The following is a 25036-nucleotide window of genomic DNA, read 5'->3' as shown; positions in this document are numbered from 1 at the left end:
GGGTTCGCACCGGCGCGGCGGGCACCCTCGGCACTCCGCGCCTGGCGACCGCAGCGCATGATGACGCAGTTGTCACGATGGCGCAACGGAGGCGGCATATTCTGCCCCTTCCCAGGGGGCTTCGATACCATGCAGGAGGCACAACGGGGTGTCGCGTCGATGAATCGACGTTGAACACACGAACCGACACGGTTCATGAGCGGTCACACCACACACAGCGCACACTCCCAGGAGCACCATGACTCACCAGATCGTGATCCTCGCCGCGGGCATGGGCTCGCGGCTGGGTCGGAGCCTGCCCAAGCCCCTCACCGCGCTCAGCGACGGCCGCAGCATCATGCGTCAGCAGCACGACAACATCCGCGCCGCCTTCGGCGACGATGCGCGCATCACGACCGTCGTGGGATATCGCGCCGAGACCATCGTCGAAGCGTTCCCCGACGTCGACTACGTCTACAACGACCGCTACGACCAGACGAACACGTCGAAGTCGCTGCTGCGAGCCCTCAAGGCGACGGGTCGGGGCGGCGTGCTCTGGATGAACGGCGACGTCGTCTTCGACCCCCGTGTGCTCGGCCGCGCCGTCGACCTCATCGAGCGCGAGCAGTCGTTCGTCACCGTCAACACCGCGAAGGTGAGCGACGAAGAGGTCAAGTACACGGTCGATGACCGCGGTCTGATCAGCGCGCTGTCGAAGACCGTTCGCGGCGGGATCGGTGAAGCCGTCGGCATCAACTACATCGCCTCGGCCGACAAGAAGACCCTCATCCAGCAGCTGGGCCGCGTCGACGACCAGGACTACTTCGAGCGCGGTCTCGAGTTCGCCATCATCGAGAACGGTCTGCGCCTGCAGCCCCTCGACATCTCCGATCTGTACGCGGTCGAGGTCGACTTCGCGGAAGACCTGGAGCGGGCGAACCAGTACGTCTGATGAATGCCGCCGAGATCCGTCGACACCCATGAGTGACGAGATCCACCGCATCCACTCGCTGCCCCACGGAGCGGCGTGGGAGGGCGGTATGCCCCCGGTCGGCTCCGCCGAGCATCCGCTCATGATCCGTGCGCTGGATCGGGTGCTCGCGATACAGCGACCCGTCGTCGTGGCGCACATCCGCAGCATCCGGCTCCGGCACCCCGGCGCCGGCCCGGCTCAGATCATCACGATGCTGGAGCGTCGCTATCTCGCCGCCGTCACGACGGGCGGCGCGGCGGTCGGCGCGACCGCCGTCGTGCCCGGCATCGGAACGGGCATCACGTTGGCGCTGTCCGGTGTCGAGACGGTCGGCTTCCTCGAGTCGACGACCCTCTTCGCGCAGTCCGTCGCCGAGGTGCACGGCATCGCCGTCTCGGACCCCGACCGGGCGCGCGCGCTCGTGCTCACCCTCATGCTCGGCAAGGAGGGCGTGGACCTCGTCGCGCAGCTCGCCGGACAGGCGTCTGGCCGTGGCGCGAGCCGCTCGGCGTACTGGGGCGAGATGGTCACGAAGACCCTGCCGCGTGCGGCCATGGGGCCCCTCGTCGATCGCCTCAAGGGGGCGTTCATCCGCCAGTTCGCGGCGCGCGGCGGCGCGTCGTGGCTCGGCAAGGCCCTTCCCTTCGGCGTGGGTGCCGCGGTCGGAGCGGCGGGAAACCACATCCTGGGCCGGCGCGTGCTCACGGGTTCACGCCGGGCGTTCGGTGCTCCGCCGATCGCCCTGCCCGAAGACCTCGAGCCGCGCCCGGGGGCCCAGCGCGCAGAGCGCGCCGCCCTGTCGTCCCTCCGCCGCGCCGGCGGCGCGATGTCGGGGGGCGCAACGGCGGCGGCGCGCGGCATCGGGCGGGCGGGACGCCGGGTGGGCGGCGTCGCGGAAACGCTGCGTCGGAGCCCACGCGCGATCGCACCACCCGACGACGAGGACTGACCAGCCCGCGGCGACTCGCCGCCCCTGCTAGGAGATCGTCGTCTCGTCGAGGTCGGCTTCCTCGGGCTCCTCATCGTCGCCGCGACGCACGGCGCCCTCGTGCCACGAATCCCACTCCCGCATGAGGGATTCGATCGCCGCATGGAACTTCGCCGTGGCCGCCCCGGGAGCAGGGTCACCGAAGTAGCGCCGCACCCACTCCGCGAGTCGACGTGTGCTCTCGGGATCCGCGACGACCCGCTCGAGCTCGTCGGTCACGCGCCCCGCGGCCTCCGCGGTAAGCCACTCGCAGTCCGAGAGGTAGCCGTGCGTGTCGATCAGGGCCTCCTCGTCGACAGGCCGCGTGATCAGCAGGGGCCTGCCGGCGGCGAGCCGGTCGTAGACCATCGCCGAGATGTCGACGATCGCGACGTCGGCCACGGAGAGCTGCCATCCGAGCTCGGGTCCGTCGTCGAACACGTGCTGAGCGCGCGGGTCGGCCGCATTCGCGGCCCGGAGCGCGGCGATGATGCGACGATTCGCTTCGCCGTACTCGCTGTCGACGACGCCGCTGCGCGGGTGCGGGCGGTAGATCACACGGTGCCTGCCCGACGCGAGAAGGGGCGCGACGAGCGCCTCGCCGTGGCTGCGGATGGAGCCGTAGTGGGCCGAGGGCCGATCACCCTCCCAGGTGGGCGCGTAGAGCACCACCGTTCGGTCATCGGGCGTGTAGGGGGGCGTACCCGAGTAATGGTCGGCCTGGGGCCGTCCGATCTCGATCGCGCGGCGGTCGAAGTCGTAGTCCCAGAGCACGCGCTCGAGCCGTTCGCGGGCCGCCTGCCCCGCGATGAAGGCGAAGTCGTAGGCCTTGTACTGATTCGTGGTCATGTACATCTTGTCGGACTCGCCATGGTTGATGAACACGTGCCACCGGCGTCCGTAGCGGAACATCTGGAAGTTACGCGTGTTCTGGTTGACGTAGAACACCACGCGGATGTCCTGGCTCTGGATGGCCCGCTCGAGGTCTCGCACCGTCGGCACGAACGCGACCGGCAGGGCATCGTCGGCCAGCAGGGCCCGCGCACCCGTCGCGGAGCGCGCCAGGACGACGACGGGCCAGCGCGCGGCCAGCTCCTGGAGCGGCTTGTACCACTGCCGCATCTGGTACATGTTCACCTCGCCGTCGGCGAAGTACACGGCGATCCGATAGCGGTTCGACGGATGCGGAGGCGTGTGCGCGAGGGTCTGACGGACGCTGCGCACGGCCGACCGCGCCGCCACCGCCTTCCTCAGCAGCGCAGCCGCCTTGCGTGCGTCCGACACGATTCCCATCCCTCCACCCTACCGACGGCCATCTCCGCTCCCGTGGGATGATCGATCGATGCATGAGCCCGGGACGACACGGCGGCCGCCGCGACGACGCGACGCACCCGTCGTGCCTCCGGGCGCGGGCGTGTCGTACGTCATGCCCGTTCTGAACGAGCGGAACTACCTCGAAGCCGCCGTGCGCACCGTGCTGACGCAACAGCTCGACGGCCCCGCCGAGGCGATCCTGGCGCTCGGGCCATCGACGGACGGCACCACCGAGCTGGCGAGGACGCTCGCGGCCGCAGACCCCCGGATCACCCTCGTGGACAACCCGGAAGCGGACATTCCGCGCGGCCTGAACCTCGCGATCGCCGCCAGCCGTTACCCGACGATCGTCCGCGTCGACGCCCACTCCGAGCTGGCCCCGGACTACACCCGCCGTGCCCTGCGCACGCTGGAGCGCACGCGAGCCGCCAACGTCGGCGGAGTCATGCGTGCGGACGGCCGTACGCCCTTCCAACGGGCTGTCGCCCGCGCCTACAACTCGCCCATCGGTCTCGGCGGAGGCGCCTATCACGGCGGTACGCGAGAGGGCGAGGCCGAATCTGCCTACCTCGGAGTGATGCGCAGAGCGGTGCTCGACGAGGTCGGCCTGTTCGACGAGTCGATCCGGCGCGGCGAGGACTGGGAGCTGAACCTCCGCATCCGGGCGGCCGGCTACACGGTGTGGTTCGACCCGACGCTCGCCGTGACGTATTGGCCTCGCGAGAGCTGGGCGCGCCTGGCCCGTCAGTTCCGTGCCACCGGATCGTGGCGCGGCGAGCTGGTACGGCGGTACGGCCGGCGCAACTCGCTCCGTTTCTTCGCTCCCCCCGCGCTGGTCGTCACGATCGCGCTCTCGCTGGTCGTCGCGACTCTTCAGGCAACACGTGTCCTGTCGGGATGGCTCGCGCTGGCCGCGAGCATCGCGTACCTGCCACTCGCCGCGTACGCCGCCCTGGTGACCGTCGTGGCGGTCGGTCCCGGCGGGGGGCGGGGCCTGCGCGACAAGCTCTGGACCCTCGCGGTGCTGCCCACGATGCACATCGCGTGGGGCGCCGGCTTCCTGCTCGGGCTCGCCCGGGGGGCTCACGACACGATCGACACGTCGCGCATCGGCGACCGGAACACTCCGCTCCCCTGACCCGCCGCCGCTTCCGTGTCGACGGCACGCAGCAGGAACCGTCAGCCGCGGAGGAGACCCTGATCGCGGAGACGCGCGACGACCCGCTCGGCGGCGCGTCCGTCGTCGCGGGAGTTGAACACCGCACGCCACGCGTCGTATCGCGCGGCGAAGACCTCGGTGACAGCGGGATCCGTCAGAGCGTCGACGAGTTCGCCGTGCGTGCTGACGACCGGTCCCGGTGCGCGCTCGGCGAGATCGAAGTAGAAGCCCCTCAGCCGCCCGCGGTAGTGGTCCAGATCGGGAGCGAAGAAGTAGATCGGCTTGCCGGTGACCGAGTAGTCGAACATCACGGACGAGTAGTCCGTGATGAGCGCATCGGACGCGAGGACGAGGCGTGAGACATCGGGATACCCGGTGACGTCGATGACGCGAGGACCCGCCACGTCGCTGCCGGGCAGGAGCGTGCGGGAATGCCCGCGCACGAGGACGACGGCATCGGCATCCTCTGCCAGCCGCTGCGGGTCCAGGAAGTCGACGATCAGCTCGCGGTCGTCGCGCCACGTCGGGGCGTAGAGAAGTACGCGCTCCCCGTCGCCGATCCCGAGCCCGCGCCTGACCGCGGCGGCCGGCCCCCTCGCGCCGGAACCGCCCGGCCCGTGGGTCGTCAGGACGTCGTTGCGCGGGTAGCCCTCCACCCAGATGGGACGCCGGAGGAACGCGTAGGCCTTCCGCAGGATCCGCGCCGCATAGGGATTCTGCGCGAGCAGGATGCTCCACCGCCGGGATTCCCTCACCACGGCGGCCATCCGCCGGGGATCGAACCCGGGGCGGTGCAACGCGAGTCGCTTGAGCGGCGTCCCGTGCCACGTCTGCAGCACGTGCTGCCCGGGACGGGCCCGGAAGCCGTGCCGCAACCAGTCGTTGACCACCAGCAGCCGGGACGTCGCCCGCGCCCGCCACCACGACGCGGAGCCTTCCACCAGCGCCGTGGCGCCCTCGGGGACGGCCACGGAGAGGTCGACCACGCTCCAGTAGCGCGGTACGTGCGGCGCCACGCGCGCGATCTCCCGGTCCAGCGCGAGGGGGTTGCACGACGCATTGCGACCGTAGAAGCTCTCGAAGAACACGGCATCCTCGAGCGGTTCCCCCTCGGCCGCGCGGCGCGCCGCGACGGCCGCCGGGCCCTGGGGGGCGAGCTCGTCCGGATCCTGGGGCGGACCCACCTCCACCACCCCGCTGCCGCCGTCGAAGGACGCGCGCAGCATCTCGAAGCCCTGGGTCTCCAGCGAGTCGCGGGGCGCCTCCGCACCGTCCACCACGAGGCGGTACCGTCCCGAGGGCACGGGAAGCGACGGGTTGCCCCACCGGCGCGTGTGCAGCACCAGACGCGCCCGCCACGTCTTGCCGCCTCCGGTCAGCACCGCGTCGATGCGCGCGCGTGCGCCCTCGAGGGTCACGGCGGAGGGTCGCTCCCCCGCACCCGTCAGCTCCAGCGAGGGGACACCGTCCCGAGTGGTGAACGAGACGGTCGTCATGGTGTCCTCTCCGCAGCGGCGGGACGCGTCGTGGCGAGCGGTTCCCGTCTCAGGATGGCACGGTGGACGCGCTCGGCGTTCCGACCGTCTCGGTAGGCGTGCACCTTTTCGCTGAGCTCCGCCGACCGGCGCGCGCGACGCTCCCATTCGGCGCTGTCGACGAGCAGCGCGCGCAACTGGTCGGCGGTCTCGTCCCAATCGCGTGCGTAGTCCGTGCCCGCGACATCCTCGTACCTGCCGTAGAAGCCGCGGTCGCGTGCGTATTCGCGGACGTCGGGCGCCAGGTACACGACGGGGAGCCCGAGCAGCCCCGCGTCGAACGCGAGAGAGGAGTAGTCGGTCACCAGCGCGTCGAATGCCGGCAGCACCGGCGTCACATCCCTCACCACGTCGGCACCGAGCGCCCGGATCCGCGGCGAGGGGACGGCGGGGCGGTACTCCCCCGCCCCCAGCGGGTGGGAGCGGATGCAGAGCACCGCGTCCCGCTCGTCGAGAAGGCGGGAAAGGCGCGACCATTGGTCCGGCGAGGGTATCGCGGGGTCCGGCGCGCCGTCGCGCCAGGTGGGCGCGTACAGCACGAGACGTGTCGCCGGGGTCGGGAGGTCGCCGATCGCGGCCCGGAGCGTCGCCGCCGCGGCGCGACGGCGCTCGGAGACGTCGCCCCGTGAGAGCACGTCCGTGCGCGGCTCCCCGGTCACCGGAACCTGCGCATCCGTGAGGGTGAACGCCGACTCGAGGCGACCGCGCACGAGGTGGGATGCCGCGGGAAGGAGGTCTATCTGGGACGTCGTGGCGCGGTAGAGCGCGCCGATCAGGCGGCGGAGGGCCCGGGAGTCGGGCAGCAGGGAGCTTCGCACCGTGGCGGGCGAATCGGCGCCGATGCGCTTGAGGGGAATGCCGTGCCACAGCTGCACGACGAACGCTCCTCCCACCGCATACCGGTTGACGTCACCGAAGCCGTGGGTGACGACGATGACGCGCGCCCGCGCGGTCGCCCAGAACCCGCGCAGGGAGACCGCGGGAACGTGCGGGATGCCGAGGGCGTCCGCCTCCGCCGCGTCGCGCGCGGAGCCGGTCAGCCAGATCGAGCTCCGCGTCTGCGGGGCGGCGACGCGCCAGAGAGCGAGCGCCCCATCCGCGACGCCGACGCCGCAGCCGAAGACCCAGCGCCCACGCGCACGCGGGATGACGAGGGTTGCGAGATGGCCCAACACGTAGAGCGGGATGCGGACGAGCTTGGCGACGTTTCCCGCGCCGAACGAGAATGGCGCCACGATCCCTCCTCTCCGGGCGAGCCTATCGCGCGATGGCGTCTCCTCGCGGAGCACGACGAAGCGCCCCGCGAGGTGTGCGGGGCGCTTCGTCGTGCGTCGTCGTGTCAGTCGAGCGCGCCGAGTGTCGCCTCGACGGTCTTCTCGGCGCCATCCCGGACGAAGGTGACGGTCACCTCGGCACCGGCCGCCTCGGCCCGGACGAGCGCCGTCAGATCGATCGAATCGGCCACCGGGACGCCGTTGAGCGCCGTCACGATGTCGCCGGCCCGCAGACCCGCCTGCTCGGCCGCGCCGCCTTCGGTCACGGAGTCGACGTAGGCCCCGGAGATCTCGGCGTCCTCCACCGCCGCGGCGGACAGGACGGTCGCCCCGAGGAGGCCGTGCGTGGCCTCGCCGTCCTCGATGATCTCGTCGGTGACACGCTGGACGATGTTCGACGGGATCGAGAAGCCGACGCCGATCGATCCCGAGCCGGACGACGAACCCGCCGTGGCGATGGCGACGTTGATCCCGATCAGAGCGCCGTCGCTGTCGACGAGGGCGCCCCCGGAGTTGCCGGGATTGATCGCCGCGTCGGTCTGGATGACCGAGATCTTGATCGTTTCGCCCGCTCCGGAGCGCTGCTGCTGGCCGGGGATGTCGAACTGGAACGGGCTCTGCGACTGCCCGTCCTCCTCGTCCTCCTCGGCATCGCCGCGGGACTCGGGCACGGCGGCGGAGGCGATTTCGATGCTGCGGTTCAGGGCGCTCACGATGCCCGTCGTGACGGTGTTCGACAGGCCCAGGGGTGCGCCGACGGCCACCGTCTGATCGCCCACGTTCAGCTCGCTGGAATCGGCGAACTCGATCGGCTGCAGGCCCTCGGCATCCACGAGCTTGATCACCGCGAGGTCGTACATCGGGTCGATCCCCACGACCTCCGCGTCGAAGATGCGACCGTCCGAGGTCGTGACGCGAATCGTCGGGTCGCCCGCAGCACCGTCGAGGGTGATGACGTGCGTGTTGGTGACGACGTAGCCGTCCTCGCTGAGGATGGCACCGGAGCCGCTTCCGCCCGAGCTGCCGTTGGACACCTCGATCGTCACGACGCTCGGAAGGACCTTGGCGGCGATCGCCGTCGCCTCCGTCACGTCTTCCGTGTTGTTGATCGTGACGGCACCTCCCCCGGTGGCCACGGTCGTCGCGGGCTGGTTCCACAGCTGCGATCCGGCATACGCGCCGCCGAGCCCGGCGGCGCCGCCGACGAGCGCGGCGGCCACGATGAGTCCCGCGACCTTCGCTGCGCCCGAGGCGCGTCGCGGCGGCGCGGCGGCGGGGCCGAACGAACCGGAGAGGGGAACGGTGGGCTGGGTGGGGTTCGTCGCGGCCTGAGGCGGCAGCGGCGGACGCTCGGGGTAGGCGGTGCCGGAGTAGGGCGCAGCCGGAGCGGTCGGGGCCGCGTTCGCGTGCGCCGAGGCAGGCACTCGCTCCGCGTCTGTGGCGCCGGCGCCCTGCTCCTCGTGCGCGGCGGGCTGTGTCGTGTCGTGGTGATTGTCGTCGTCGGGGCGGACGCCCAAGTTCTCGCTCATCGATGCTCCTTCGTCCAAAGCCCTCTCACCATCCCGCGCGATCCTGTGGGATTCTTATGACGCCGCCCCATTTCGGCTATGCGTACGCGTTGGCCTGGCCTTGAGCGCGGCCCGACGGACCGGAAAGGCGGGCGATGTGACCACGCTACCGGGGGCCTGGCGCCGTGCGGCCGGCGGGGCGGGATTGCTCTCCTCCGACGGTGTCGTGGCGCCCACGATCTTCGCCGAGATGAGCGCGCTCGCGGCGAGCACGGGTGCGATCAACCTCGGACAGGGGTACCCGGACGAGGACGGGCCGGCCGAGGTCCTCGAGGCCGCGCGCCAGGCGATCGCAGACGGGGCGAACCAGTATCCGCCGGGCCGCGGCATCCCCCGGCTGCGTGAGGCAGTGGCCGACCACCAGCGCCGGTTCTACGGCGTCCACCTCGACCCCGAGCGCGAGGTGATCATCACCGCCGGCGCGACGGAGGCCCTCGCGGCGACGGTGCTGGCGCTCGTGGACTCCCCGGACGACGAGGTCGTCGTCTTCGAGCCGTACTACGACGCCTATGCGGCGCTCGTCGCTCTCGCGGGGGCCCGCCTGGTTCCCGTCCCCCTCGAGTGGCCGCTGTTCCAGCCCGACCTCGATCGGCTCGAGTCGGCAGTCACGGATCGCACGCGTCTCATCATCGTCAACGACCCGCACAACCCCACGGGGGCGGTCTTCGACGCCGAAGTGCGCGAGCGCATCGTCGCGCTGGCCGAGCGCCATGACGCCATCGTGGTCACCGACGAGGTCTACGAACACCTCCGGTTCGGCACCCCCCACGTGCCGATCGCGACGCTGCCCGGAGCGCGGGAGCGCACCCTCGCGATCTCTTCGGCCGGCAAGACCTTCTCGGTGACCGGCTGGAAGATCGGGTGGCTGTCGGGCCCGGAGCCGCTCGTGACCGCCGTCCTCGCCGTGAAGCAGTTCCTGACCTACGTGAACGGCTCTCCCTTCCAGCCCGCCGTCGCCGCGGGCCTCCGGCTGCCAGACGCGTTCTTCACGGGGATCGCCGACGAGATGCGTCGAAAGCGCGACCTGCTCGGCTCGGGCCTCCGGCTGGCCGGGTTCGACGTCGGCGTGCCCTCGGGCTCGTATTTCACCGTCGCCGACGCGGCGCCGCTCGGTGTCACCGACGCCGTCGCGTTCTGCCGGGCGCTCCCCGAGCGGACAGGGGTCGTCGCCATCCCCCTGACGGCGTTCGTGTCGCCGGAGCACCGGGGCCGTTACGCCACGATGGTGCGCTTCGCCGCGTGCAAGCGCCCCGGGGTCCTCCGGCGCGCGGGCGCAGCCCTCGCCGGCCTGCGGCCCTGAGCGGGCACGCTCAGCGAGGCACGACGCGGTAGCGGCGCAGCTGCAGCGCCGGATTCACCCGCCGCACGTCCTCGAGCGCCTCGAGCGAGACGACGGCGACCGCGACATCCGACGCCGTGCCCACGGCCGCCAGGGTCACCCCCTGGGGATCGACGACGCCGCTGTGCCCCACCCCGAGGGGCGGAGGATGATCGGCCGCGGCGACGAAGAGGGTGTTCTCGATCGCCCGGGCCGCCAGGAGGGTGCGCCAGTGGTGCTCCTTCAACGGCCCCCGGACCCACTCGGCCGGCACGAGCACGACGTGCGCCCCGGCATCCGCGCACGTCCGCGTCACCTCCGGGAACCGGAGGTCGTAACACGTCTGCAGAGCGAAGCGGATGCCGCGGCACTCGAACGTCTGCGGATCGCTGATCGCACCGGGCTCCACCCAGTCGGACTCGCGCTGCCCGAAGGCGTCGTAGAGGTGCGTCTTGCGGTACGTCGCACGGACACCCGTCGCATCCACCGCGACGACGGTGTTCCGCACCCGTGCGCCGTCGGTCGCCGTCTCGAGGAGCCCCGCGACGATCACGGCACCCGTCGCGGCGGCCGTCTCGCGCAGTGCCGAGACGAAGGGACCGTCCAGCGTCTCGGCGTTCTCGCGCAACGAGCTGTCGAACGGGTGGATGAAGTAGCTCGAGTACTCGGGAAAGAGCACGACGTGCGCTCCTCGCGCGACCGCGCGTTCGGACAGCTCCCGCACCGTGGCGATGTTCTCCGGCCGGGAGTCGGTCGGTGCGAACTGCGCGACGGCGAGGCCGAGCGTGCCGTCGTGTGTCGGAGAGTTCACGCCGAAGACCCCCCGCCGCGCACGCGCCAGACGACCGGAACGACGATCCAGAGCACGACGATCGTCGCACCGAGCCCGGCCGCGGCGACGAGAGCTGCCGCCTCACCGACGACGACGTCGAACACGAAGGCGACCACCCCCACGACCAGCACCGACACCGTGATCAGCGCCGTGAGCAGCGCGGCATGTCCGTATGCGACGATGCGCTTCTTCTCGTGCTGGCGGAACAGGACGCGGTGAAGGGCGACGGGTGCGAGGGCGATGATCGTGCTGACCGCCGCGGCGACGATGAGGAAGAGGTAGAACGCGCGCTGTCCGCCCGTCAGATCTCCGAAGGCCGGCTGGAAGGCCAGTGCGAGCAGGAATCCGGTGAGGATCTGGGTTCCCGTCTGCAGCACGCGCAGCTCTTGGAGCAGCTCGATCCAGTTGCGGTCGTACCGCTCGGTCTCGGTCTCGTCCCGTCCGTCGGCGATGTCGTCGGTGCGCGCACGATCGCGGCGTCTCCGGCCGAACGACCCCGTCCCGGCATCCTGCGCGGCACTCATACGCCCATCCTCGCGGTGCGGCGCGGCGCGGACAACTCGGGCGGGGACGCGGCCCTGACCGACGCGGACGGAACGACCCAGCCGCGAGACGGGGACAATGAGAAAAGGTCCCTTCATCAGCTATTTCTGGTGAAGGGACCTTCTCTTCTCGTTGCGGGGACAGGATTTGAACCTGCGACCTCTGGGTTATGAGCCCAGCGAGCTACCGAACTGCTCCACCCCGCGGCACAAGAAGTAAGCCTAGCACGGGGCTGGAGAGCCGTCCAATCGGCCCGCTCAGCGGGATTCGGGCTCGAGGCGTCCGACACCGTACCTGCGGTTCTCCGGCACGTCAGCCGCGGAGCACAGGGCCAGCCACACGTCGCGCGGCGGCACGCCGTCGCGGAGGGCCTGGTCCGCGGTCCGCCCGCCGATGTCGGCGAGCTGCAGGTCCGCCCTCAGGACGGCGCCGTAGGCGTCGCCGAACTCATCGTCGACCGCCCGGCCGAATTCGCTGCGCCGCACCGGGTCAGCTGAGCGTGAGCTCTTTGTCCACCGAGGCCACGAGGTCGTCGGGGACGACGTCGGGGAACGTCGAGACACCCTCGAGCACGGAGATCCGGTCTCCGACCTCGCGCATGATCGTGGAAATGGGGACATCCAACGCTTCGGCCACGGATGCGAGGATCTCGCTCGAGGCCTCTTTCTGACCGCGCTCGACCTCGCTGAGGTAGCCGAGGGCGACCGACGCCTTGCCCGCCACCTGACGGAGGGTCTGCCCCCTCTGCAGACGGAAATCACGCAGAACATCGCCGATCTCTTGACGAACCAGGATCATGATGGCCCCCTCCTCACTGTGCTCGTCGTGTCGCCCGAGTGTTAGAGAGTACAACACCGGGTTGAGCCAATCTAATGCCCTCGACTGAGGGATGGCTCGGAATCACCGAATGTAACGGAGACGAAACACTCGCTATTCCCTCACGCGGCGGCGTCGACGAGCACCCAGAGGGCGTGGCGCACGGTCGCCTCTCGGATCTCGTCGCGGTCGCCATCGAGGCGCAGAGACACGACACGCGACCCCCCGGGGGTGCAGATCGCCAGGTGCACCGTGCCGACGGGCTGGCCGTCGGGCGAGTCGGGACCCGCGATTCCCGTCGTCGCGATCCCCACATCGGCGGCGCGCCCGCCCTCGGCGGTGACACGACGGACCCCCTCCGCCATCTGGAGGGCGACGTCCGGGTGGACGGCACCGTGAGCCGCGAGCAGGCCGGCGTCGACGCCCAGCAGCGAGTGCTTCAGCGACACGGCGTAGGCGACTATCGCGCCGCGCACGGTGTCCGAGGCACCCGGCACGCCGATGAGCGCGGCGGCCAGAAGACCGCCCGTGAGAGACTCCGCGACTCCGAGCGACCAGCCTCGGGCGCGCAGGCGGCTCAGTGCGAGTGCCGCCTCCCCGTGCACGTCCGCCTCCCCCGCGCAGGGGGGCCATTCGCCGCCCACCGCGGTGGACCGGTCGCTCATGGCCGGGCGGGGCGCGCCCGACGCGAGCCGCGGATCTCGGCGACGACGTAGTCGATACCGCTTGCGACCGTCAGGATCACCGCGATCCACATGGTCACGACGTTGACCCAGAGCACCCCGTCCCCCACGATCGTCCAGAGCGGCATCAGGGCGAGGGAGAGCGCGACCGCCTGCGCGACGGTCTTGAGCTTGCCCATCCACGCCGCGGCGACGACATGGTCGCTCGCGACCAGCAGCCGGTGCACCGTGATGCCGATCTCACGCACGAGCACGAGGATCGTGACCCACCACGGCAGCTCGCCGAGGATCGACAGCCCGACGAAGGCGAAACCCGTCAGCACCTTGTCCGCGATCGGATCCAGCAGCTTGCCGAGGTCGGTGACGATCTCGTACCGCCGGGCGATGTAGCCGTCGATCCCGTCCGTCGCGATCGCGACGACGAAGAGCGCTCCCGCCCACCACCGCAGCGCACTGTCCCCGCCTGCGTCGGCGAGCAGCATCCAGAGGAACACGGGAGCGCAGAGGATGCGCGCGATCGTGATCGCGTTGGGAAGCTGCCGCGGCACTGCCATCAGTCGCGACCCGTCAATCCCCAGGCATCCTCGTCGGTCTCGGCCTCCACGACGGGAAGGCCGGCGTACTGCGACTCGACGGCGTCGGACCCGTAGGGATCGGAGTTCGACGACGACCCCGCGTCAGCGGGCGGGTCCTCGCCCCTCAGGCGCGCGAGCACACCCGGCAGCTGCTCGGCGGTGACGAGCACGTCCCGCGCCTTCGAGCCTTCCGAAGGTCCCACGATCTCTCGGGACTCGAGCAGATCCATCAGGCGCCCGGCCTTCGCGAAGCCCACGCGCAGCTTCCGCTGCAGCATCGACGTCGACCCGAACTGCGTCGAGACGACCTGCTCGGCGGCGGCGAGCAGCAGCTCCAGGTCGTCGCCGATGTCGGCGTCGACCTGCTTCTTCTCCGCGGCCGCCTGCACGTCGGCGCGGTACTCGGGCCGGGCCTGCGCCGTGACGTGCTTGACCACGGCCTCGATCTCGGGCTCGCTGACCCAGGCGCCCTGCACGCGCAGCGGCTTGGACGTGCCCATCGGCAGGAAGAGGGCGTCGCCCTGGCCGATCAGGCGGTCGGCGCCCGGCTGGTCGAGGATGACCCGCGAGTCTGTGACGCTCGTCACCGCGAACGCCAGGCGCGATGGCACGTTCGCCTTGATGAGCCCGGTCACGACGTCGACGCTCGGCCGCTGCGTCGCGAGGACCAGGTGGATGCCGGAGGCGCGCGCAAGCTGGGTGATGCGCACGATCGAGTCCTCGACGTCGCGGGGCGCGACCATCATGAGGTCGGCGAGCTCGTCGACGACCACGAGGAGGTAGGGGTACGGCTTGAGGATGCGCTCGCTGCCGACGGGAACCTCGACCTCGCCCGCGATCACGGCGCGGTTGAAGTCGTCGATGTGGCGGAAGCCGAACGACGCGAGGTCGTCGTACCGCATGTCCATCTCCTTCACGACCCACTGCAGCGCCTCCGCCGCCTTCTTCGGGTTCGTGATGATCGGCGTGATGAGGTGCGGGACCCCCGCGTAGGACGTGAGCTCGACACGCTTGGGGTCGATGAGCACCATGCGCACCTCGGACGGCTTGGCGCGCATGAGAAGGCTCGTGATCATGGAGTTCACGAAGCTGGACTTGCCCGATCCCGTCGAGCCGGCCACCAGGAGGTGCGGCATCTTCGCGAGGTTCGCCACGACGAAGCCGCCGCCGACATCCTTGCCCACACCGATCGTCATGGGATGGGTCGACTTCGCGGCCGCCGTCGAGGTGAGCACGTCGCCGAGCGTGACGATCTCGCGGTCGGTGTTGGGGATCTCGACGCCGATCGCGCTCTTGCCGGGGATGGGAGCGAGGATGCGCACCTCGTTGGATGCGACGGCGTAGGCGATGTTGTTGGTGAGGGCCGTGATCCGCTCCACCTTCACGCCGGGCCCGAGCTCGATCTCGTACTGAGTCACCGTCGGGCCGCGCGAGAAGCCGGTCACGCGCGCGTTGACCTGGAACTGGTCGAGCACCTCGGTGATGGCGCGGACGACGTGGTCGTTCGCCTCCGAGCGCTCCTTGTGGGGGGTGCCGGGCGCGAGGTTCGACACCGAGGGGAGCCGGTAAGGGGTGGTCGCACCCGAACCCGCACGCGAGCCGTCGGTGCCGAGCCCCGACAGGCCGGGAAGCGCCTCGCCCGTGTCGCCGTCGTCGCCGTCGTCGTGGATCGATGTGTCGGCGCGGGGCGCGGATGCCGCGGCACGCTCGGCGTCGGACAGCAGCGACGGGTCGAGCACCTCCGTGAGCGCATCGGGAGCGAACGTGGGCGCCGGCGGCGTGCGGGGCGCGGCCGGCGGCGCGGTCGCGACGGGGGTGTCGAACCCGCCACGCGACGCACCCGGCGTCAGCAGTTCCGTGAGGTCCTGGGAGCCGAGGCCGCCGTCGGCGTCCTCCTCGCGGCCGCTGCGGTTGCGCCGCCACCACGGGATCCCGGCATCCTCGGCCGGCGCGTCATCCGTCGCCGCGGAGCTGCGCTCGGGCTTCTCGACGCGCTCCGCGCCGAACATCCACGCGTACAGGTCGCCGAGCCGCCGTCCGATGCGGTTCGGCGGCGTCTTGGTGATGATCAGGACGCTGAGAACCGCGAGCAGCACCAGCACGATCCATGCGCCGATCGGCGTCAGGGCGATCGCGAGGGGCTCGGCGACCATCCACCCGAAGAGACCGCCCGAGCGGCTCAGAACCGGCAGGCCGTCGCTGGGAACGGGGCGTTCGCCGCCGAGGTGGCAGAAGCCCGCGCCCACGAGGGCGAGCAGGCCGAAGCCGATTCCGATGCGCCCGTTGTCGTGGACGGTCGCGGGATGGCGGAAGAGCCAGCCCGCGAGGATGAGAAGCATGACGGGCACGATGAACGCCAGCCGGCCGACCATCCCCCCGACGGAATAGTCGGAGATCGCGAGGGCCACATCGCTGCCGATGAAGAACCACTCGATGATCGCGCCCACGACGGCGAGCAGGACGAGCAGGAAGGGGAACCCGTCGCGGCGCTGGTCCTTCTCGAGGGTCTCCGGGCCGAAGGCGCGGAACAGCCCTCCCACGCCGTGGGCGAGACCCATCCACGCGCGGACGACGACGGGCGGCTTGTCGTCCTCCCCCACGTAACGCTTGGGCGCGGGCTCGGGCTTGCGGGCGCGCGAGGACGGTGCCTTCGCCGGCGCGCGGGAACCCTTGGTCGGGCTGGTGCTCCTGGCCATGCCACCACGCTACGTCCGACGGGCGACATTTGCCCGCAGCGACGCGGCGGGCACTGTCTCAGGCGCTTGACCATGACGTCGCGCCCGTGACCCGCCTGCGTGACGACGAAGCCCTCGCTCCGGTACAGCACGGCGGCGAAGTTGCCGCGCTGCACGCTCAGGCTGATTCGGCGGGCGCCCGCCGTGTCAGGCCTCGATGACCAGCGGAACGATCATCGGACGACGCCGCAGCGACTGGTTGACCCAGCGACCGATCGTGCGACGCACGATCTGCGAGAGGGCGTGCGGGTCGCGCACGCCCGACTGCGCGGCATCCGCGAGGGCCGCGGCGATCTTCGGCTTGACGCCCTCGAACACCGCGTCGTCCTCGGCGAAGCCGCGGGCGTGGATCTCGGGCCCGGTGACGACGCGTCCGGTGGACGCGTCGACGACGACGATGACCGAGATGAAGCCCTCCTCGCCGAGGATGCGGCGGTCCTTGAGGTCGGCGTCGGTGATCTCGCCCACCGTCGAGCCGTCGACGTACACGAAGCCGATGTCGAGCTGACCGACGACCGACGCGATGCCGTCGCGGAGGTCGACCACCGTGCCGTTCTCACCGAGGATCGTGCGCTCGGGCGGGATGCCGGTGTCCTGGGCGAGCTTTGCGTTGGCCATCAGGTGCCGGTATTCGCCGTGGATCGGCAGGACGTTCAGCGGCTCGACGATGTTGTAGCAGTACAGCAACTCGCCCGCCGCGGCGTGGCCCGACACGTGCACCTTCGCGTTGCCCTTGTGCACGACGTTGGCGCCGAGCTTCGTCAGGCCGTCGATCACGCGGTAGACGGCGTTCTCGTTGCCGGGGATGAGGCTCGACGCGAGGATGACGGTGTCGCCGGGACCGGGCTCGATCTCGTGGTCGAGGTTGGCCATGCGCGAGAGCACGGCCATCGGCTCGCCCTGCGACCCCGTGGACATGTAGACGATCTTGTCCTCGGGGAGGTTCCGGGCCTTCTTGTAGTCGATGAGCACGCCCTTGGGAACGTGCAGGTAGCCGAGGTCCTCGGCGATCGTCATGTTGCGCACCATGCTGCGCCCCAGCAGCGCGACCCGGCGGCCGTGCGCGGCTGCGGCATCCAGCACCTGCTGCACGCGGTGGACGTGGCTCGAGAAGCTCGCCACGATGACGCGGCGCGGCGCGCGGCCGATCACCTGGTCGAGCACGGGCCCGATCTCGCGTTCGAGGGGGGTGAAGCCCGGCACGTCGGCGTTGGTCGAGTCGACGAGGAAGAGGTCTACGCCCTCCTCCCCCAGCCGGGCGAACGCGCGGAGGTCGGTGAGGCGGCCATCCAGCGGCAGCTGGTCCATCTTGAAGTCGCCGGTCGCGAGGGCGAGGCCGGCGGGGGTGCGGATCGCGACGGCGAGAGCGTCGGGGATCGAGTGGTTGACCGCGACGAACTCGAGCTCGAACGGACCTACCTTCTCCTCCTGCCCTTCGGCGACGGTCAGCGTGTACGCCTTGATCCGGTGCTCCTTGAGCTTGGCCTCCACGAGCGCCAGCGTGAGGCCCGAGCCGATGAGCGGGATGTCGCGCTTGAGCCTCAGCAGGTAGGGCACGGCGCCGATGTGATCCTCGTGCCCGTGCGTGAGCACGACACCGACGATGTCGTCGAGCCGGTGCTTGATCGGTTCGAAGTCCGGCAGGATCAGGTCGACCCCGGGCTGATGCTCCTCGGGGAAGAGCACGCCGCAGTCGACGATGAGCAGCTTGCCCTCGTACTCGAAGACGGTCATGTTTCTTCCGACCTCGCCGAGCCCGCCCAGCGGGATGACGCGGAGGGTTCCGGGCGCGAGAGCGGGCGGGTCGATGACGCTCGTGGGCATGCATGCCTCCTCGGGATGACGCGGTCCGCGTCACCCTCTGTGTTGTTGTGTTGTGGTGCGATCCGTCTGCGGAACGCGTGAGGTTTCGGGGCCGACAGGTCGAGTCAGCGGGTGGTGCCGTGCACCTTGGGCAGCGCGCCGCCGGCGGCCGCGTTGCGGTCGGGGCGGAAGTTCCGGAAGTCGGCACCGGCGACGTCCTTGACAAGGGCGAGCTCGTCCTCGATCATCGCGGCCTCCCACTCCTCCGGCCCCACGAGGGGAAGGCGGACGCGGGGGCTGCCGATTCGGCCGAGCCCGTGAAGGATGTACTTCGCCGCCACGGTTCCCGGCACGTGCGTCATGACCGCCCGCACGAGCGGCTCGAGCTTCATGTGCGCCGCCGTCGCCGAGGCGAGATCGCCCGTGTTGACGGCGTCGACGATCGTGCGGTACGGGCCCGCGGCGATGTTGGCGGTCACTCCGATCAATCCCGACGCGCCGATCGAGAGGTGCGGGAGCACGTTCGCGTCGTCGCCGGAGAAGTAGATCAGGTCGGTTTGGTTGAGCACGCGGCTGACCTCGCTGAAATCACCCTTGGCATCCTTGATCGCGAGGATGTTCGGGTGCTTGGCGAGGCGGAGGATCGTCTCGTACTTGATCGGCACGCCCGTGCGGCCGGGGATGTCGTAGAGGATCACGGGCAGGTCCGTCGCGTCCGCGACGAGGCGGAAGTGCGTGAGGATGCCGGCTTGGGTCGGCTTGTTGTAGTACGGCGTGACGATCATGATGCCGTCGGCGCCGGCCTTCTCGCTCGCCTTGTACAGCTCGATCGCGTGCGCGGTCTCGTTCGAGCCGCCGCCCGTGATGATCTTCGCGCGCCCGGCGGCGACGTCCTTGCCCACCTCGACGAGGCGCAGCTTCTCGGGGTCGGTGAGGGTACTCGTCTCCCCCGTCGTGCCGGTGACCACGATGCCGTCGGCGCCCGCGCTGATGCACGAGTCGATGTGCTTCTCCGTGGCGGGCCAGTCGACCTCGCCGTCGGCCGTCATGGGGGTGACGAGCGCGACCAGCACCTGACCGAACGGATTGGCGGTGTGCGTCATGGTTCTAGGCTATCGGGCCGCTCCGGTCGGCGCTTCCCGTCCCTCCGAGGGAGGACTGCACGATCGCCGCGCGTCAGGGGGCGACGCGGCCGTTCGCGTTGAACGACGCGTGGGTGAGCGGCATCAGCTCGGTCCAGGCCCGCTCCATCTTCTCCGCGACCATCTCGATCTCGCGCTGCGGGAAGGACGGGAAATGCGTGCCCTCCCGCTTGGTGCGCAGGGAGAGGAAGTTCATCAGCGACCGCGCGTTCATCGTGACGTACATGGACGAATAGATGTTCAGCGGCAGCACGATGCGCGCGACCTCGCGCGCGACGCCCGCGTCGAGCATGCGCTGGTACGCCTCGAACGCCTGCACGGATGCCGCGCGGGTCGCCTCGTCGACGAGGGCGGTCTGCTCCGGGGTCCCGTCGAGGAACTCGTACGCCCCGGGCTTGCCGACCTGGATCAGCTTGCGCTCGGGCGCGGGCACGTAGAACACGGGACGCAGCTCGCGGTAGCGGCCCGACTCCTCGTTGTACGAGGCGATGCGGTGGCGCATGAACTCCCGGAAGACGAAGATCGGCGCCTGCACGTAGAACGTCATCGAGTTGTGCTCGAACGGGGAGCCGTGGCGATCGCGCATGAGGTAGTTGATGAGGCCGCGGTCACGGGCGGATGCCTCGGCGCCGGAGGCGGCGTCATCCAGCGTCTGCTCGCCCATCGTCGAGACACGGGCGGCGAAGAGCACATCGGCATCCGATGCGCTAGAGCGGACGAGCTCGACGGCGACGTCGGAGCGGAACTCGATCGGGGGCACAGGCGATGCAGCGTCGGTCACGCCGCCAGACTACCCTCGGCGGGGCAGCAGCCCCGCGCGAGAACGACGGCAACTCCTTTGTTACGGCGCTGCGTCATACTCGAGCGATCCGGCGCCTGTCGCCCCCCGCGGGTTTACGCTGGGATGTTGTGAATCCGCTTGATGCACTCCTCATCCTGGCAGCCCTGCTGGCGGTCGCCGCGGGGCTCGGCGTGCTGCTGCGCCGGCGCCAGGGCCGCGCCCGCCACGATGTGTCGCACGAGGTCATCGACCCGCTCCGTCTCGGCGCCGACGCCCTGGGCGAGAACGCGACGCTGCTGCAGTTCAGCACGGAGATGTGCGCCAAATGCCCCGGTGTGCACCGCATGCTCGCGGCCGTCGCCGATCGCCACGACGGCGTACGTCACCTCGATGTGGATCTCACCCACCGGCCCGACATCGCCAAGCACTTCCACGTCCTGCAGACCCCGACGACGCTCATCCTCGACGAGAGAGGCGTCGTGCAGACGCGTTTCGGCGGCGTCCCCCGGCGCGACGTCGTCGAGCTCGAGGTCCTCCGCGTCGCGGGAGCCGTGGAGGCCGAGCGTGTCTGAGCTCCGTTCGCCGGCGGGCATCGACCCCCGCGGGCCCCGCTTCGCGGCGGGCATCACCTCCGTGCTTCTCCTCATCGCCGTCGCGCTCGGCCTCACCGGTCTCTCCACGGCGCGGACGCAGACCCTCGGCTGGGCGGAGTACGTCGGCGAGACGGATGCCGCGTGGGCCGTGACCGCGGCATCCCTCGCGCAGCGCGCGCTCGACCCGGGCTTCCTCCTGCTGCTCGCGATCGCCCTCCTCTTCCTCTGGGGCGTCCTCTCGCCCCGCTCGGCGCCGTGGGGCGTGCTGTTCCGCCGCGTGGTCCGCCCGCTGCTGAGCCCTCCGACCGAGTGGGAGGACCCGCGCCCGCCCCGGTTCGCCCAGGGGGTGGGGCTGTTCGTCACGGGCCTGGGACTCCTCCTGCACCTGGCGGGCGTACCGTGGGCGCTCCCCGCCGCAGCGGCCGCCGCGTTCGTCGCGGCGTTCCTCAACGCGTTCTTCGGCTACTGCCTCGGCTGCCAGATGTATCTGCTGCTCCAGCGCGCGGGAATCGTCGGCCGCGAGCGACCCGCAGCGGCCTAGCGGCCGTTCGTCGCGCGCGCAACCGGTGGCCCGCTCCGGTTCGCCGTGGATAGGCTGACGACGCACATCCCCGAGCGAAGGAGCACCCCATGAGCGTGACCAGCGAAGCCACCACCGCCTGGAAGGGCGGACTCGCCGACGGCGCCGGCACCGTCGCATTCGACAGTTCGCACCTCGGCACCTTCGACGTCAACTGGAAGGCCCGCTCGGAGGGCTCCGACTCGACGACGACCCCCGAAGAGCTGATCGCAGCGGCGCATTCCGCGTGCTTCTCGATGGCGCTCTCGCACGCGCTGGGCGAGAACGGGACGCCGCCGCAGAGCGTCGACACCACGGCATCCGTCACGTTCGTGCCCGGCAAGGGCATCACGGGCAGCCACCTCAACGTCAACGCGGTCGTGCCGGGCCTGTCGGCCGACGACTTCGCCCGCATCGCGGAGGAGGCGAAGACGGGCTGCCCCGTCTCGCAGGCGCTCGCGGGCATCGACATCACCCTCGAGGCGACTCTGGCCTGAGGAGGCGCTGCGGATGCCTGAGCGCATCGTCATCGCGGGCGCGTCGGGCCTCATCGGCCGGGCCCTCGTCGAGAGTCTGCGGGCCGACGGGGTCAGGGTCGACACCCTCGTGCGCCGTGCCCCGCGCGCGGACGGCGAGATCGAGTGGCTGACGGATTCGCGGCCGCTCGATCCCGACGTCCTCGCGGGGGCCGACGCCGTCGTCGGGCTCAACGGTGCGAGCATCGGCCACATCCCCTGGACGCAGCGGTACAAGAGCCGGCTGATGTGGTCGCGGCTGACCCCTACCCGCACCCTGGCGCGCGCGGTGCGGGAGTTGGGAGCGGATGCTCCCGCCTTCGTCTCCTCCAGTGCGGTCGGCTTCTACGGCTCGGTCCCCGGCGCCCGCCTCGATGAATCGGCGTCGGCGGGCGACCTCTTTCTCTCGAGCATCTGCGTCGAGTGGGAGTCCGCCGCCCGCGAGGCGGGCGATCGGGCTCGCGTGGCTCTGCTTCGCACGGCTCCCGTCGTGCACGAGAGGGGCGTGCTGCGTCCGCTGCTGCTGCTCACGCGCGCCGGTGCTGCGGGCCCGATCGGCCGAGGCACCCAGGTGTGGCCGTGGATCTCGCTGGCCGACGAGGTCCGGGCCATCCGGCACACGATCGACGCCGGCCTCACCGGTCCCGTGAACCTCGCGGGCCCCACCCGCGCGACCGCCAACGACCTGGGCTTCGCGCTCGCGCGGCGCATGAACAAGCCGTTCCTCCTGCGCGCACCGGCATGGGCCCTCCGCGCGGCTCTCGGGCGGGACATGGCGGAGTCGGTGCTACTCAGCGACACCCATGTCGTGCCCGATGCCCTGGAGGCGAGCGGCTTCGTCTTCCGCCACCCCACCGCGGAGGATGCGATCGCCGCGGCGGTTCCCGCTCCCTGAGCGTGCCCGAGCGCGCCCTCAGCGGGCGGCGCGCTCGAAGCGGATCGCCTGGCGGACGGCGTGTCGAGCACGACGTCGATCGCCGGCCGCGTCGTACGCGAGCGCGAGCCGGTACCACGCGCGCCAGTCCTCCGGGGCGGCCGCCACGGCATCCCGGTAGCGCGGGAAGACGGCTTCGCCCTCCGAGCGGTCGATGCGTCCCGAGGGATGCGTGGCGACGACCTCGTCGGGCAGCGCCCCCTCCGCCTCGAGGCGGCGCCCCAGGCGCTCCGCGCCGACGCCGAACCAGAGTTCGCGCCCGATCGCCCACGCCGCGATGACGGGCAGCACGAGCAGCGACACGCCCATCGCGACCCCGACCGCCTCGCCCGTGCCGATCAGCACCACGGCTCGCTGACCCACCAGGACGAGGTAGAGGACCAGGAGCGCCGCCATGACGACGACGCCGATGCGCGCCCTCACTGTGCGGTCGTGCGCGCGACCTGGCCCGGCACGCCGTCATCGGCCACGGGTGCATCATCGGTCGGGGCAGGGCTGCGCACGCCGATGTCGATGAAGGAGTCGAGCCCGACGACGACACCCGACGCGGAACGGGCGTGTTCGAGGGCGATCCGGATGCCGGGGGCGTAGGCCGCGGCGGGATCGACCGTGTCGTGCACGATCTGGAGCGTCTCCCCCGGGCCCGACAGCAGCACCTCCTGACGGGCGATCACCCCGGGCCGGCGCAGACTGTGCACCGGCACGCTCGCGACCCTCTGCCCGCGGGCGCGCTGGTCGGTGTGCGGCGCCTCCACGGGCCCCTCGTCGTCGCGCGCGGCGGCGATGAGTTCTGCCGTCCGCACGGCGGTGCCGCTCGGCGAGTCGACCTTGCGCTCGTGGTGCGCCTCGACGATCTCGATGAACGGGAAGAACGGCGCAGCGGCTGCCGCCAGCGCCGACCCGATCACCGATCCGAGCGAGAAATTCGGGATGAACACGATCCCGGTGCCGGATGCCTGCACGAGCGGCCGGACGAGCCCGATCCGCTCCTCGGACCATCCGGATGTGCCGACGAGGACGTTGATCCCGCGCTCGATCGCCGCGCGCACGACGTCGACCGACACGGCGGGAGTGGAGACGTCGACCACCAGGTCGGCGCCCGCCATCTCGTCGAGGTCGCTCCGCGACGACAGCGTCGCGGAGATCTCGTACCCCTCGGTCCGCTCGACGACATCGCAGACGACCTTCCCCAGTCGTCCCGTCGCACCCACGATGGCCACTCGCGTCGTCATGCTCCCATCCTAGTTTCGGCGGGCGGCCTACACTCGACGCGTGGTTCTGCTTCGCGAGTCCTCGACCGACGCCCCCGACGCTCGTACCCTCCTCACCGAGTACTTCGGCGAGCGGGCCGACATCTTCCCCGGGCGCGCGTACCGGACCGTGTTCCCGGATCCCGCAGCGTTCGTCCCGCCAGGCGGTGTCTTCCTCATCGCCGACCCGGATGCGCACGAGGACGGCGCCGACGGGCCGGTGGGATGCGGCGGCATCCGCCGCATCCCGGACGGACCCCTCGGTGTTCGATACGAGGTCAAGCACCTGTACGTGCGTCCCCTCGGACGAGGCCGCGGGTGGGGACGGGTGCTGCTCGACGCCCTCGAAGAGCGGGCGCGGGGGTGGGGCGCCGCCGAGCTCGTGCTCGACACGCACCACACGCTCGAGGCCGCGGGATCGCTCTACGCGCGCTCGGGGTTCGTCCCTGTAGCGCCCTACAACGACAACTCCAACGCGACCCGCTGGTACGCGAAGGCGCTCCGACGCTCCGACGCGGCGGGCTAGACGGGCGGGGTCTCGGGCAGGCCCGTACGCAGCTCGAACGGCAGGTGAGCCAGGTCGTTGTGCGTCACGAGGGACCACGGCCGGCCCTGCTTCTGCGCGATGACGGTCAGACCGCAGTGCGCTTGGTTGAGCGTCATCCAGCGCCACTCGGGCGCGCCGAGCACCTCGCGCACGAACCATGCGATGACGAAGTTGTGCGTGATGATCAGCTCGTGCACGTCGCCGGTGCGGCGACGCAGGAACTCCGCCGTGGCATCCGACATCTGCGCCCGCCCCGCATCGATCTCCGCCTCGGTGACCGCGCCGAAGAACGGTTCGAACGCGGAGGGGACATCGGGCGTGGGTCCTGACGGAACACAGTCGAACAGCAACGCGGACGCCTGCGGCTCGACCGACGGCATCCGCTCGGACACGATCTTCGCCGTCTCGGCCGCGCGTACGAGGGGCGAATGCCAGACGGCGCCCAGCGGGACGCCCGATAGACGATCGGCGATGAGGGACGCTTGACGCTGACCCCGAGGAGAGAGCGGACCATCCACGAGTCCGTGTTCGGCGTCCTGATGCTCACCGTGTCGGACGAGGTAGATGTAGTGCGTCACGCGAATCGTCCCTATCCGGCGGGCCCCGACGTCCGCCTCACCCAGCCTATGTCATCCCGGCGA

The 25036-nt window shown here is 70.8% G+C and carries 26 protein-coding genes and 1 tRNA gene; 9 read left to right on the top strand and 18 right to left on the bottom strand.

Annotated features, from left to right (window positions below):
• Nucleotides 1–238 precede the first annotated feature (238 nt).
• The gene (locus ACIGCK_RS06540) at nucleotides 239–931 is read left to right on the top strand and encodes an NTP transferase domain-containing protein (protein ID WP_396664790.1); all 693 of its coding nucleotides are present in this window, start codon (nucleotides 239–241) and stop codon (nucleotides 929–931) included.
• 28 nt (nucleotides 932–959) lie between these two features.
• Nucleotides 960–1901, top strand: a complete 942-nt coding sequence (locus ACIGCK_RS06535) for a hypothetical protein (protein WP_396664788.1) — start codon at nucleotides 960–962, stop codon at nucleotides 1899–1901.
• Between the two features lie 27 nt (nucleotides 1902–1928).
• Here the strand turns inward: ACIGCK_RS06535 and ACIGCK_RS06530 are convergent, their stop codons facing one another.
• Nucleotides 1929–3212: a CDP-glycerol glycerophosphotransferase family protein gene (locus ACIGCK_RS06530; protein ID WP_396664786.1), complete on the bottom strand. Its 1284-nt coding sequence runs from the start codon at nucleotides 3210–3212 to the stop codon at nucleotides 1929–1931.
• 49 nt (nucleotides 3213–3261) lie between these two features.
• On the opposite strand from ACIGCK_RS06530, the gene ACIGCK_RS06525 reads away from it, so the two are divergent.
• Complete coding sequence (locus tag ACIGCK_RS06525; RefSeq protein ID WP_396664784.1) at nucleotides 3262–4371, top strand: glycosyltransferase family 2 protein; 1110 nt, start codon at nucleotides 3262–3264, stop codon at nucleotides 4369–4371.
• Nucleotides 4372–4412: 41 nt separating this feature from the next.
• On the opposite strand, the gene ACIGCK_RS06520 is transcribed toward ACIGCK_RS06525, so the two are convergent.
• The 3 genes from ACIGCK_RS06520 to ACIGCK_RS06510 all read right to left on the bottom strand — a co-directional run bounded on the left by ACIGCK_RS06520 (nucleotide 4413) and on the right by ACIGCK_RS06510 (nucleotide 8730).
• Nucleotides 4413–5888, bottom strand: coding sequence for a CDP-glycerol glycerophosphotransferase family protein (locus ACIGCK_RS06520; RefSeq protein WP_396664782.1), 1476 nt, complete (start codon nucleotides 5886–5888; stop codon nucleotides 4413–4415).
• Entirely contained in the window at nucleotides 5885–7162 is a 1278-nt protein-coding gene (locus tag ACIGCK_RS06515) for a CDP-glycerol glycerophosphotransferase family protein (protein WP_396664780.1), read from the bottom strand. Before ACIGCK_RS06515 ends, ACIGCK_RS06520 begins: the two co-directional genes overlap by 4 nt.
• A 104-nt stretch (nucleotides 7163–7266) precedes the next feature.
• Entirely contained in the window at nucleotides 7267–8730 is a 1464-nt protein-coding gene (locus ACIGCK_RS06510) for a S1C family serine protease (RefSeq protein WP_396664778.1), read from the bottom strand.
• 136 nt (nucleotides 8731–8866) lie between these two features.
• Here ACIGCK_RS06510 and ACIGCK_RS06505 point away from each other — a divergent pair, with 136 nt between their 5' ends.
• Nucleotides 8867–10069: an aminotransferase class I/II-fold pyridoxal phosphate-dependent enzyme gene (locus ACIGCK_RS06505; protein WP_396664776.1), complete on the top strand. Its 1203-nt coding sequence runs from the start codon at nucleotides 8867–8869 to the stop codon at nucleotides 10067–10069.
• 10 nt (nucleotides 10070–10079) lie between these two features.
• On the opposite strand, the gene ACIGCK_RS06500 is transcribed toward ACIGCK_RS06505, so the two are convergent.
• From ACIGCK_RS06500 to thyX, 11 genes are all read right to left on the bottom strand, one after another.
• Nucleotides 10080–10898, bottom strand: coding sequence for a carbon-nitrogen hydrolase family protein (locus ACIGCK_RS06500; RefSeq protein ID WP_396664774.1), 819 nt, complete (start codon nucleotides 10896–10898; stop codon nucleotides 10080–10082).
• Nucleotides 10895–11443, bottom strand: coding sequence for a DUF6328 family protein (locus ACIGCK_RS06495; RefSeq protein WP_396664772.1), 549 nt, complete (start codon nucleotides 11441–11443; stop codon nucleotides 10895–10897). The genes ACIGCK_RS06500 and ACIGCK_RS06495 overlap by 4 nt, the downstream gene beginning before the upstream one ends.
• Before the next feature lie 151 nt (nucleotides 11444–11594).
• A tRNA-Met gene (locus ACIGCK_RS06490) sits at nucleotides 11595–11668 on the bottom strand.
• Between the two features lie 51 nt (nucleotides 11669–11719).
• Nucleotides 11720–11947, bottom strand: coding sequence for a DUF3046 domain-containing protein (locus tag ACIGCK_RS06485; RefSeq protein ID WP_330169767.1), 228 nt, complete (start codon nucleotides 11945–11947; stop codon nucleotides 11720–11722).
• A gap of 4 nt (nucleotides 11948–11951) precedes the next feature.
• Nucleotides 11952–12260 (bottom strand): helix-turn-helix transcriptional regulator, encoded by a 309-nt coding sequence (locus ACIGCK_RS06480; RefSeq protein WP_330169768.1) that lies wholly within the window; start codon nucleotides 12258–12260, stop codon nucleotides 11952–11954.
• Nucleotides 12261–12400: 140 nt separating this feature from the next.
• A complete protein-coding gene (locus ACIGCK_RS06475; protein WP_396664769.1) occupies nucleotides 12401–12943 on the bottom strand; it encodes a CinA family protein in 543 nt (180 codons plus the stop codon).
• Nucleotides 12940–13515, bottom strand: a complete 576-nt coding sequence (pgsA, locus tag ACIGCK_RS06470; protein ID WP_396664767.1) for a CDP-diacylglycerol--glycerol-3-phosphate 3-phosphatidyltransferase — start codon at nucleotides 13513–13515, stop codon at nucleotides 12940–12942. The genes ACIGCK_RS06475 and pgsA overlap by 4 nt, the downstream gene beginning before the upstream one ends.
• Nucleotides 13515–16232 carry a DNA translocase FtsK 4TM domain-containing protein gene (locus ACIGCK_RS06465; RefSeq protein WP_396664765.1) on the bottom strand — a complete coding sequence of 906 codons (2718 nt, stop codon included), beginning with the start codon at nucleotides 16230–16232 and terminating at the stop codon, nucleotides 13515–13517. The genes pgsA and ACIGCK_RS06465 overlap by 1 nt, the downstream gene beginning before the upstream one ends.
• A 186-nt stretch (nucleotides 16233–16418) precedes the next feature.
• Nucleotides 16419–18095, bottom strand: a complete 1677-nt coding sequence (locus ACIGCK_RS06460) for a ribonuclease J (RefSeq protein WP_330169772.1) — start codon at nucleotides 18093–18095, stop codon at nucleotides 16419–16421.
• A gap of 104 nt (nucleotides 18096–18199) precedes the next feature.
• Entirely contained in the window at nucleotides 18200–19177 is a 978-nt protein-coding gene (dapA, locus tag ACIGCK_RS06455) for a 4-hydroxy-tetrahydrodipicolinate synthase (RefSeq protein ID WP_330169773.1), read from the bottom strand.
• Nucleotides 19178–19250: 73 nt separating this feature from the next.
• On the bottom strand, nucleotides 19251–19997 hold the full coding sequence (thyX, locus tag ACIGCK_RS06450) for an FAD-dependent thymidylate synthase (protein WP_330169774.1): 747 nt from the start codon (nucleotides 19995–19997) through the stop codon (nucleotides 19251–19253).
• Between the two features lie 128 nt (nucleotides 19998–20125).
• Here thyX and ACIGCK_RS06445 point away from each other — a divergent pair, with 128 nt between their 5' ends.
• The 4 genes from ACIGCK_RS06445 to ACIGCK_RS06430 all read left to right on the top strand — a co-directional run bounded on the left by ACIGCK_RS06445 (nucleotide 20126) and on the right by ACIGCK_RS06430 (nucleotide 22559).
• A complete protein-coding gene (locus ACIGCK_RS06445; protein ID WP_396664762.1) occupies nucleotides 20126–20569 on the top strand; it encodes a TlpA family protein disulfide reductase in 444 nt (147 codons plus the stop codon).
• Nucleotides 20562–21131, top strand: coding sequence for a DUF4395 domain-containing protein (locus tag ACIGCK_RS06440; protein ID WP_396664760.1), 570 nt, complete (start codon nucleotides 20562–20564; stop codon nucleotides 21129–21131). The genes ACIGCK_RS06445 and ACIGCK_RS06440 overlap by 8 nt, the downstream gene beginning before the upstream one ends.
• Before the next feature lie 89 nt (nucleotides 21132–21220).
• On the top strand, nucleotides 21221–21646 hold the full coding sequence (locus tag ACIGCK_RS06435) for an OsmC family peroxiredoxin (protein ID WP_396664758.1): 426 nt from the start codon (nucleotides 21221–21223) through the stop codon (nucleotides 21644–21646).
• Nucleotides 21647–21659: 13 nt separating this feature from the next.
• Nucleotides 21660–22559, top strand: coding sequence for a TIGR01777 family oxidoreductase (locus ACIGCK_RS06430; RefSeq protein WP_396664756.1), 900 nt, complete (start codon nucleotides 21660–21662; stop codon nucleotides 22557–22559).
• Between the two features lie 18 nt (nucleotides 22560–22577).
• Here the strand turns inward: ACIGCK_RS06430 and ACIGCK_RS06425 are convergent, their stop codons facing one another.
• Together ACIGCK_RS06425 and dapB are read right to left on the bottom strand one after the other, a co-directional pair.
• Nucleotides 22578–23021: a tetratricopeptide repeat protein gene (locus ACIGCK_RS06425; protein WP_396664754.1), complete on the bottom strand. Its 444-nt coding sequence runs from the start codon at nucleotides 23019–23021 to the stop codon at nucleotides 22578–22580.
• Complete coding sequence (gene dapB, locus ACIGCK_RS06420) at nucleotides 23018–23830, bottom strand: 4-hydroxy-tetrahydrodipicolinate reductase (protein WP_330169780.1); 813 nt, start codon at nucleotides 23828–23830, stop codon at nucleotides 23018–23020. Before dapB ends, ACIGCK_RS06425 begins: the two co-directional genes overlap by 4 nt.
• Before the next feature lie 40 nt (nucleotides 23831–23870).
• On the opposite strand from dapB, the gene ACIGCK_RS06415 reads away from it, so the two are divergent.
• Nucleotides 23871–24374, top strand: a complete 504-nt coding sequence (locus ACIGCK_RS06415) for a GNAT family N-acetyltransferase (protein ID WP_396664751.1) — start codon at nucleotides 23871–23873, stop codon at nucleotides 24372–24374.
• Here the strand turns inward: ACIGCK_RS06415 and ACIGCK_RS06410 are convergent.
• Nucleotides 24371–24973 carry a histidine phosphatase family protein gene (locus tag ACIGCK_RS06410; protein ID WP_396664749.1) on the bottom strand — a complete coding sequence of 201 codons (603 nt, stop codon included), beginning with the start codon at nucleotides 24971–24973 and terminating at the stop codon, nucleotides 24371–24373. The two genes, ACIGCK_RS06415 and ACIGCK_RS06410, sit on opposite strands and share 4 nt — an antisense overlap.
• Nucleotides 24974–25036 lie beyond the last annotated feature (63 nt).

Origin of the sequence: Microbacterium sp. NPDC078428 (genome assembly GCF_044542535.1) — a bacterium.
Taxonomy (GTDB): Bacteria; Actinomycetota; Actinomycetes; order Actinomycetales; family Microbacteriaceae; genus Microbacterium; species Microbacterium limosum.
The sequence above is the reverse complement of the archived record's forward strand: the minus strand, read 5'-3'. Positions and strand labels throughout refer to the sequence as shown.

Coding starts and splice junctions, on each gene's coding strand:
- ACIGCK_RS06540 (WP_396664790.1), top strand. CDS start 239: ATGACTCACCAGATCGTGATCCTCGCCGCGGGCATGGGCTCGCGGCTG.
- ACIGCK_RS06535 (WP_396664788.1), top strand. CDS start 960: ATGAGTGACGAGATCCACCGCATCCACTCGCTGCCCCACGGAGCGGCG.
- ACIGCK_RS06530 (WP_396664786.1), bottom strand. CDS start 3,212: ATGGGAATCGTGTCGGACGCACGCAAGGCGGCTGCGCTGCTGAGGAAG.
- ACIGCK_RS06525 (WP_396664784.1), top strand. CDS start 3,262: ATGCATGAGCCCGGGACGACACGGCGGCCGCCGCGACGACGCGACGCA.
- ACIGCK_RS06520 (WP_396664782.1), bottom strand. CDS start 5,888: ATGACGACCGTCTCGTTCACCACTCGGGACGGTGTCCCCTCGCTGGAG.
- ACIGCK_RS06510 (WP_396664778.1), bottom strand. CDS start 8,730: ATGAGCGAGAACTTGGGCGTCCGCCCCGACGACGACAATCACCACGAC.
- ACIGCK_RS06495 (WP_396664772.1), bottom strand. CDS start 11,443: ATGAGTGCCGCGCAGGATGCCGGGACGGGGTCGTTCGGCCGGAGACGC.
- ACIGCK_RS06480 (WP_330169768.1), bottom strand. CDS start 12,260: ATGATCCTGGTTCGTCAAGAGATCGGCGATGTTCTGCGTGATTTCCGT.
- ACIGCK_RS06475 (WP_396664769.1), bottom strand. CDS start 12,943: ATGAGCGACCGGTCCACCGCGGTGGGCGGCGAATGGCCCCCCTGCGCG.
- pgsA (WP_396664767.1), bottom strand. CDS start 13,515: ATGGCAGTGCCGCGGCAGCTTCCCAACGCGATCACGATCGCGCGCATC.
- ACIGCK_RS06465 (WP_396664765.1), bottom strand. CDS start 16,232: ATGGCCAGGAGCACCAGCCCGACCAAGGGTTCCCGCGCGCCGGCGAAG.
- ACIGCK_RS06460 (WP_330169772.1), bottom strand. CDS start 18,095: ATGCCCACGAGCGTCATCGACCCGCCCGCTCTCGCGCCCGGAACCCTC.
- dapA (WP_330169773.1), bottom strand. CDS start 19,177: ATGACGCACACCGCCAATCCGTTCGGTCAGGTGCTGGTCGCGCTCGTC.
- ACIGCK_RS06435 (WP_396664758.1), top strand. CDS start 21,221: ATGAGCGTGACCAGCGAAGCCACCACCGCCTGGAAGGGCGGACTCGCC.
- ACIGCK_RS06430 (WP_396664756.1), top strand. CDS start 21,660: ATGCCTGAGCGCATCGTCATCGCGGGCGCGTCGGGCCTCATCGGCCGG.
- dapB (WP_330169780.1), bottom strand. CDS start 23,830: ATGACGACGCGAGTGGCCATCGTGGGTGCGACGGGACGACTGGGGAAG.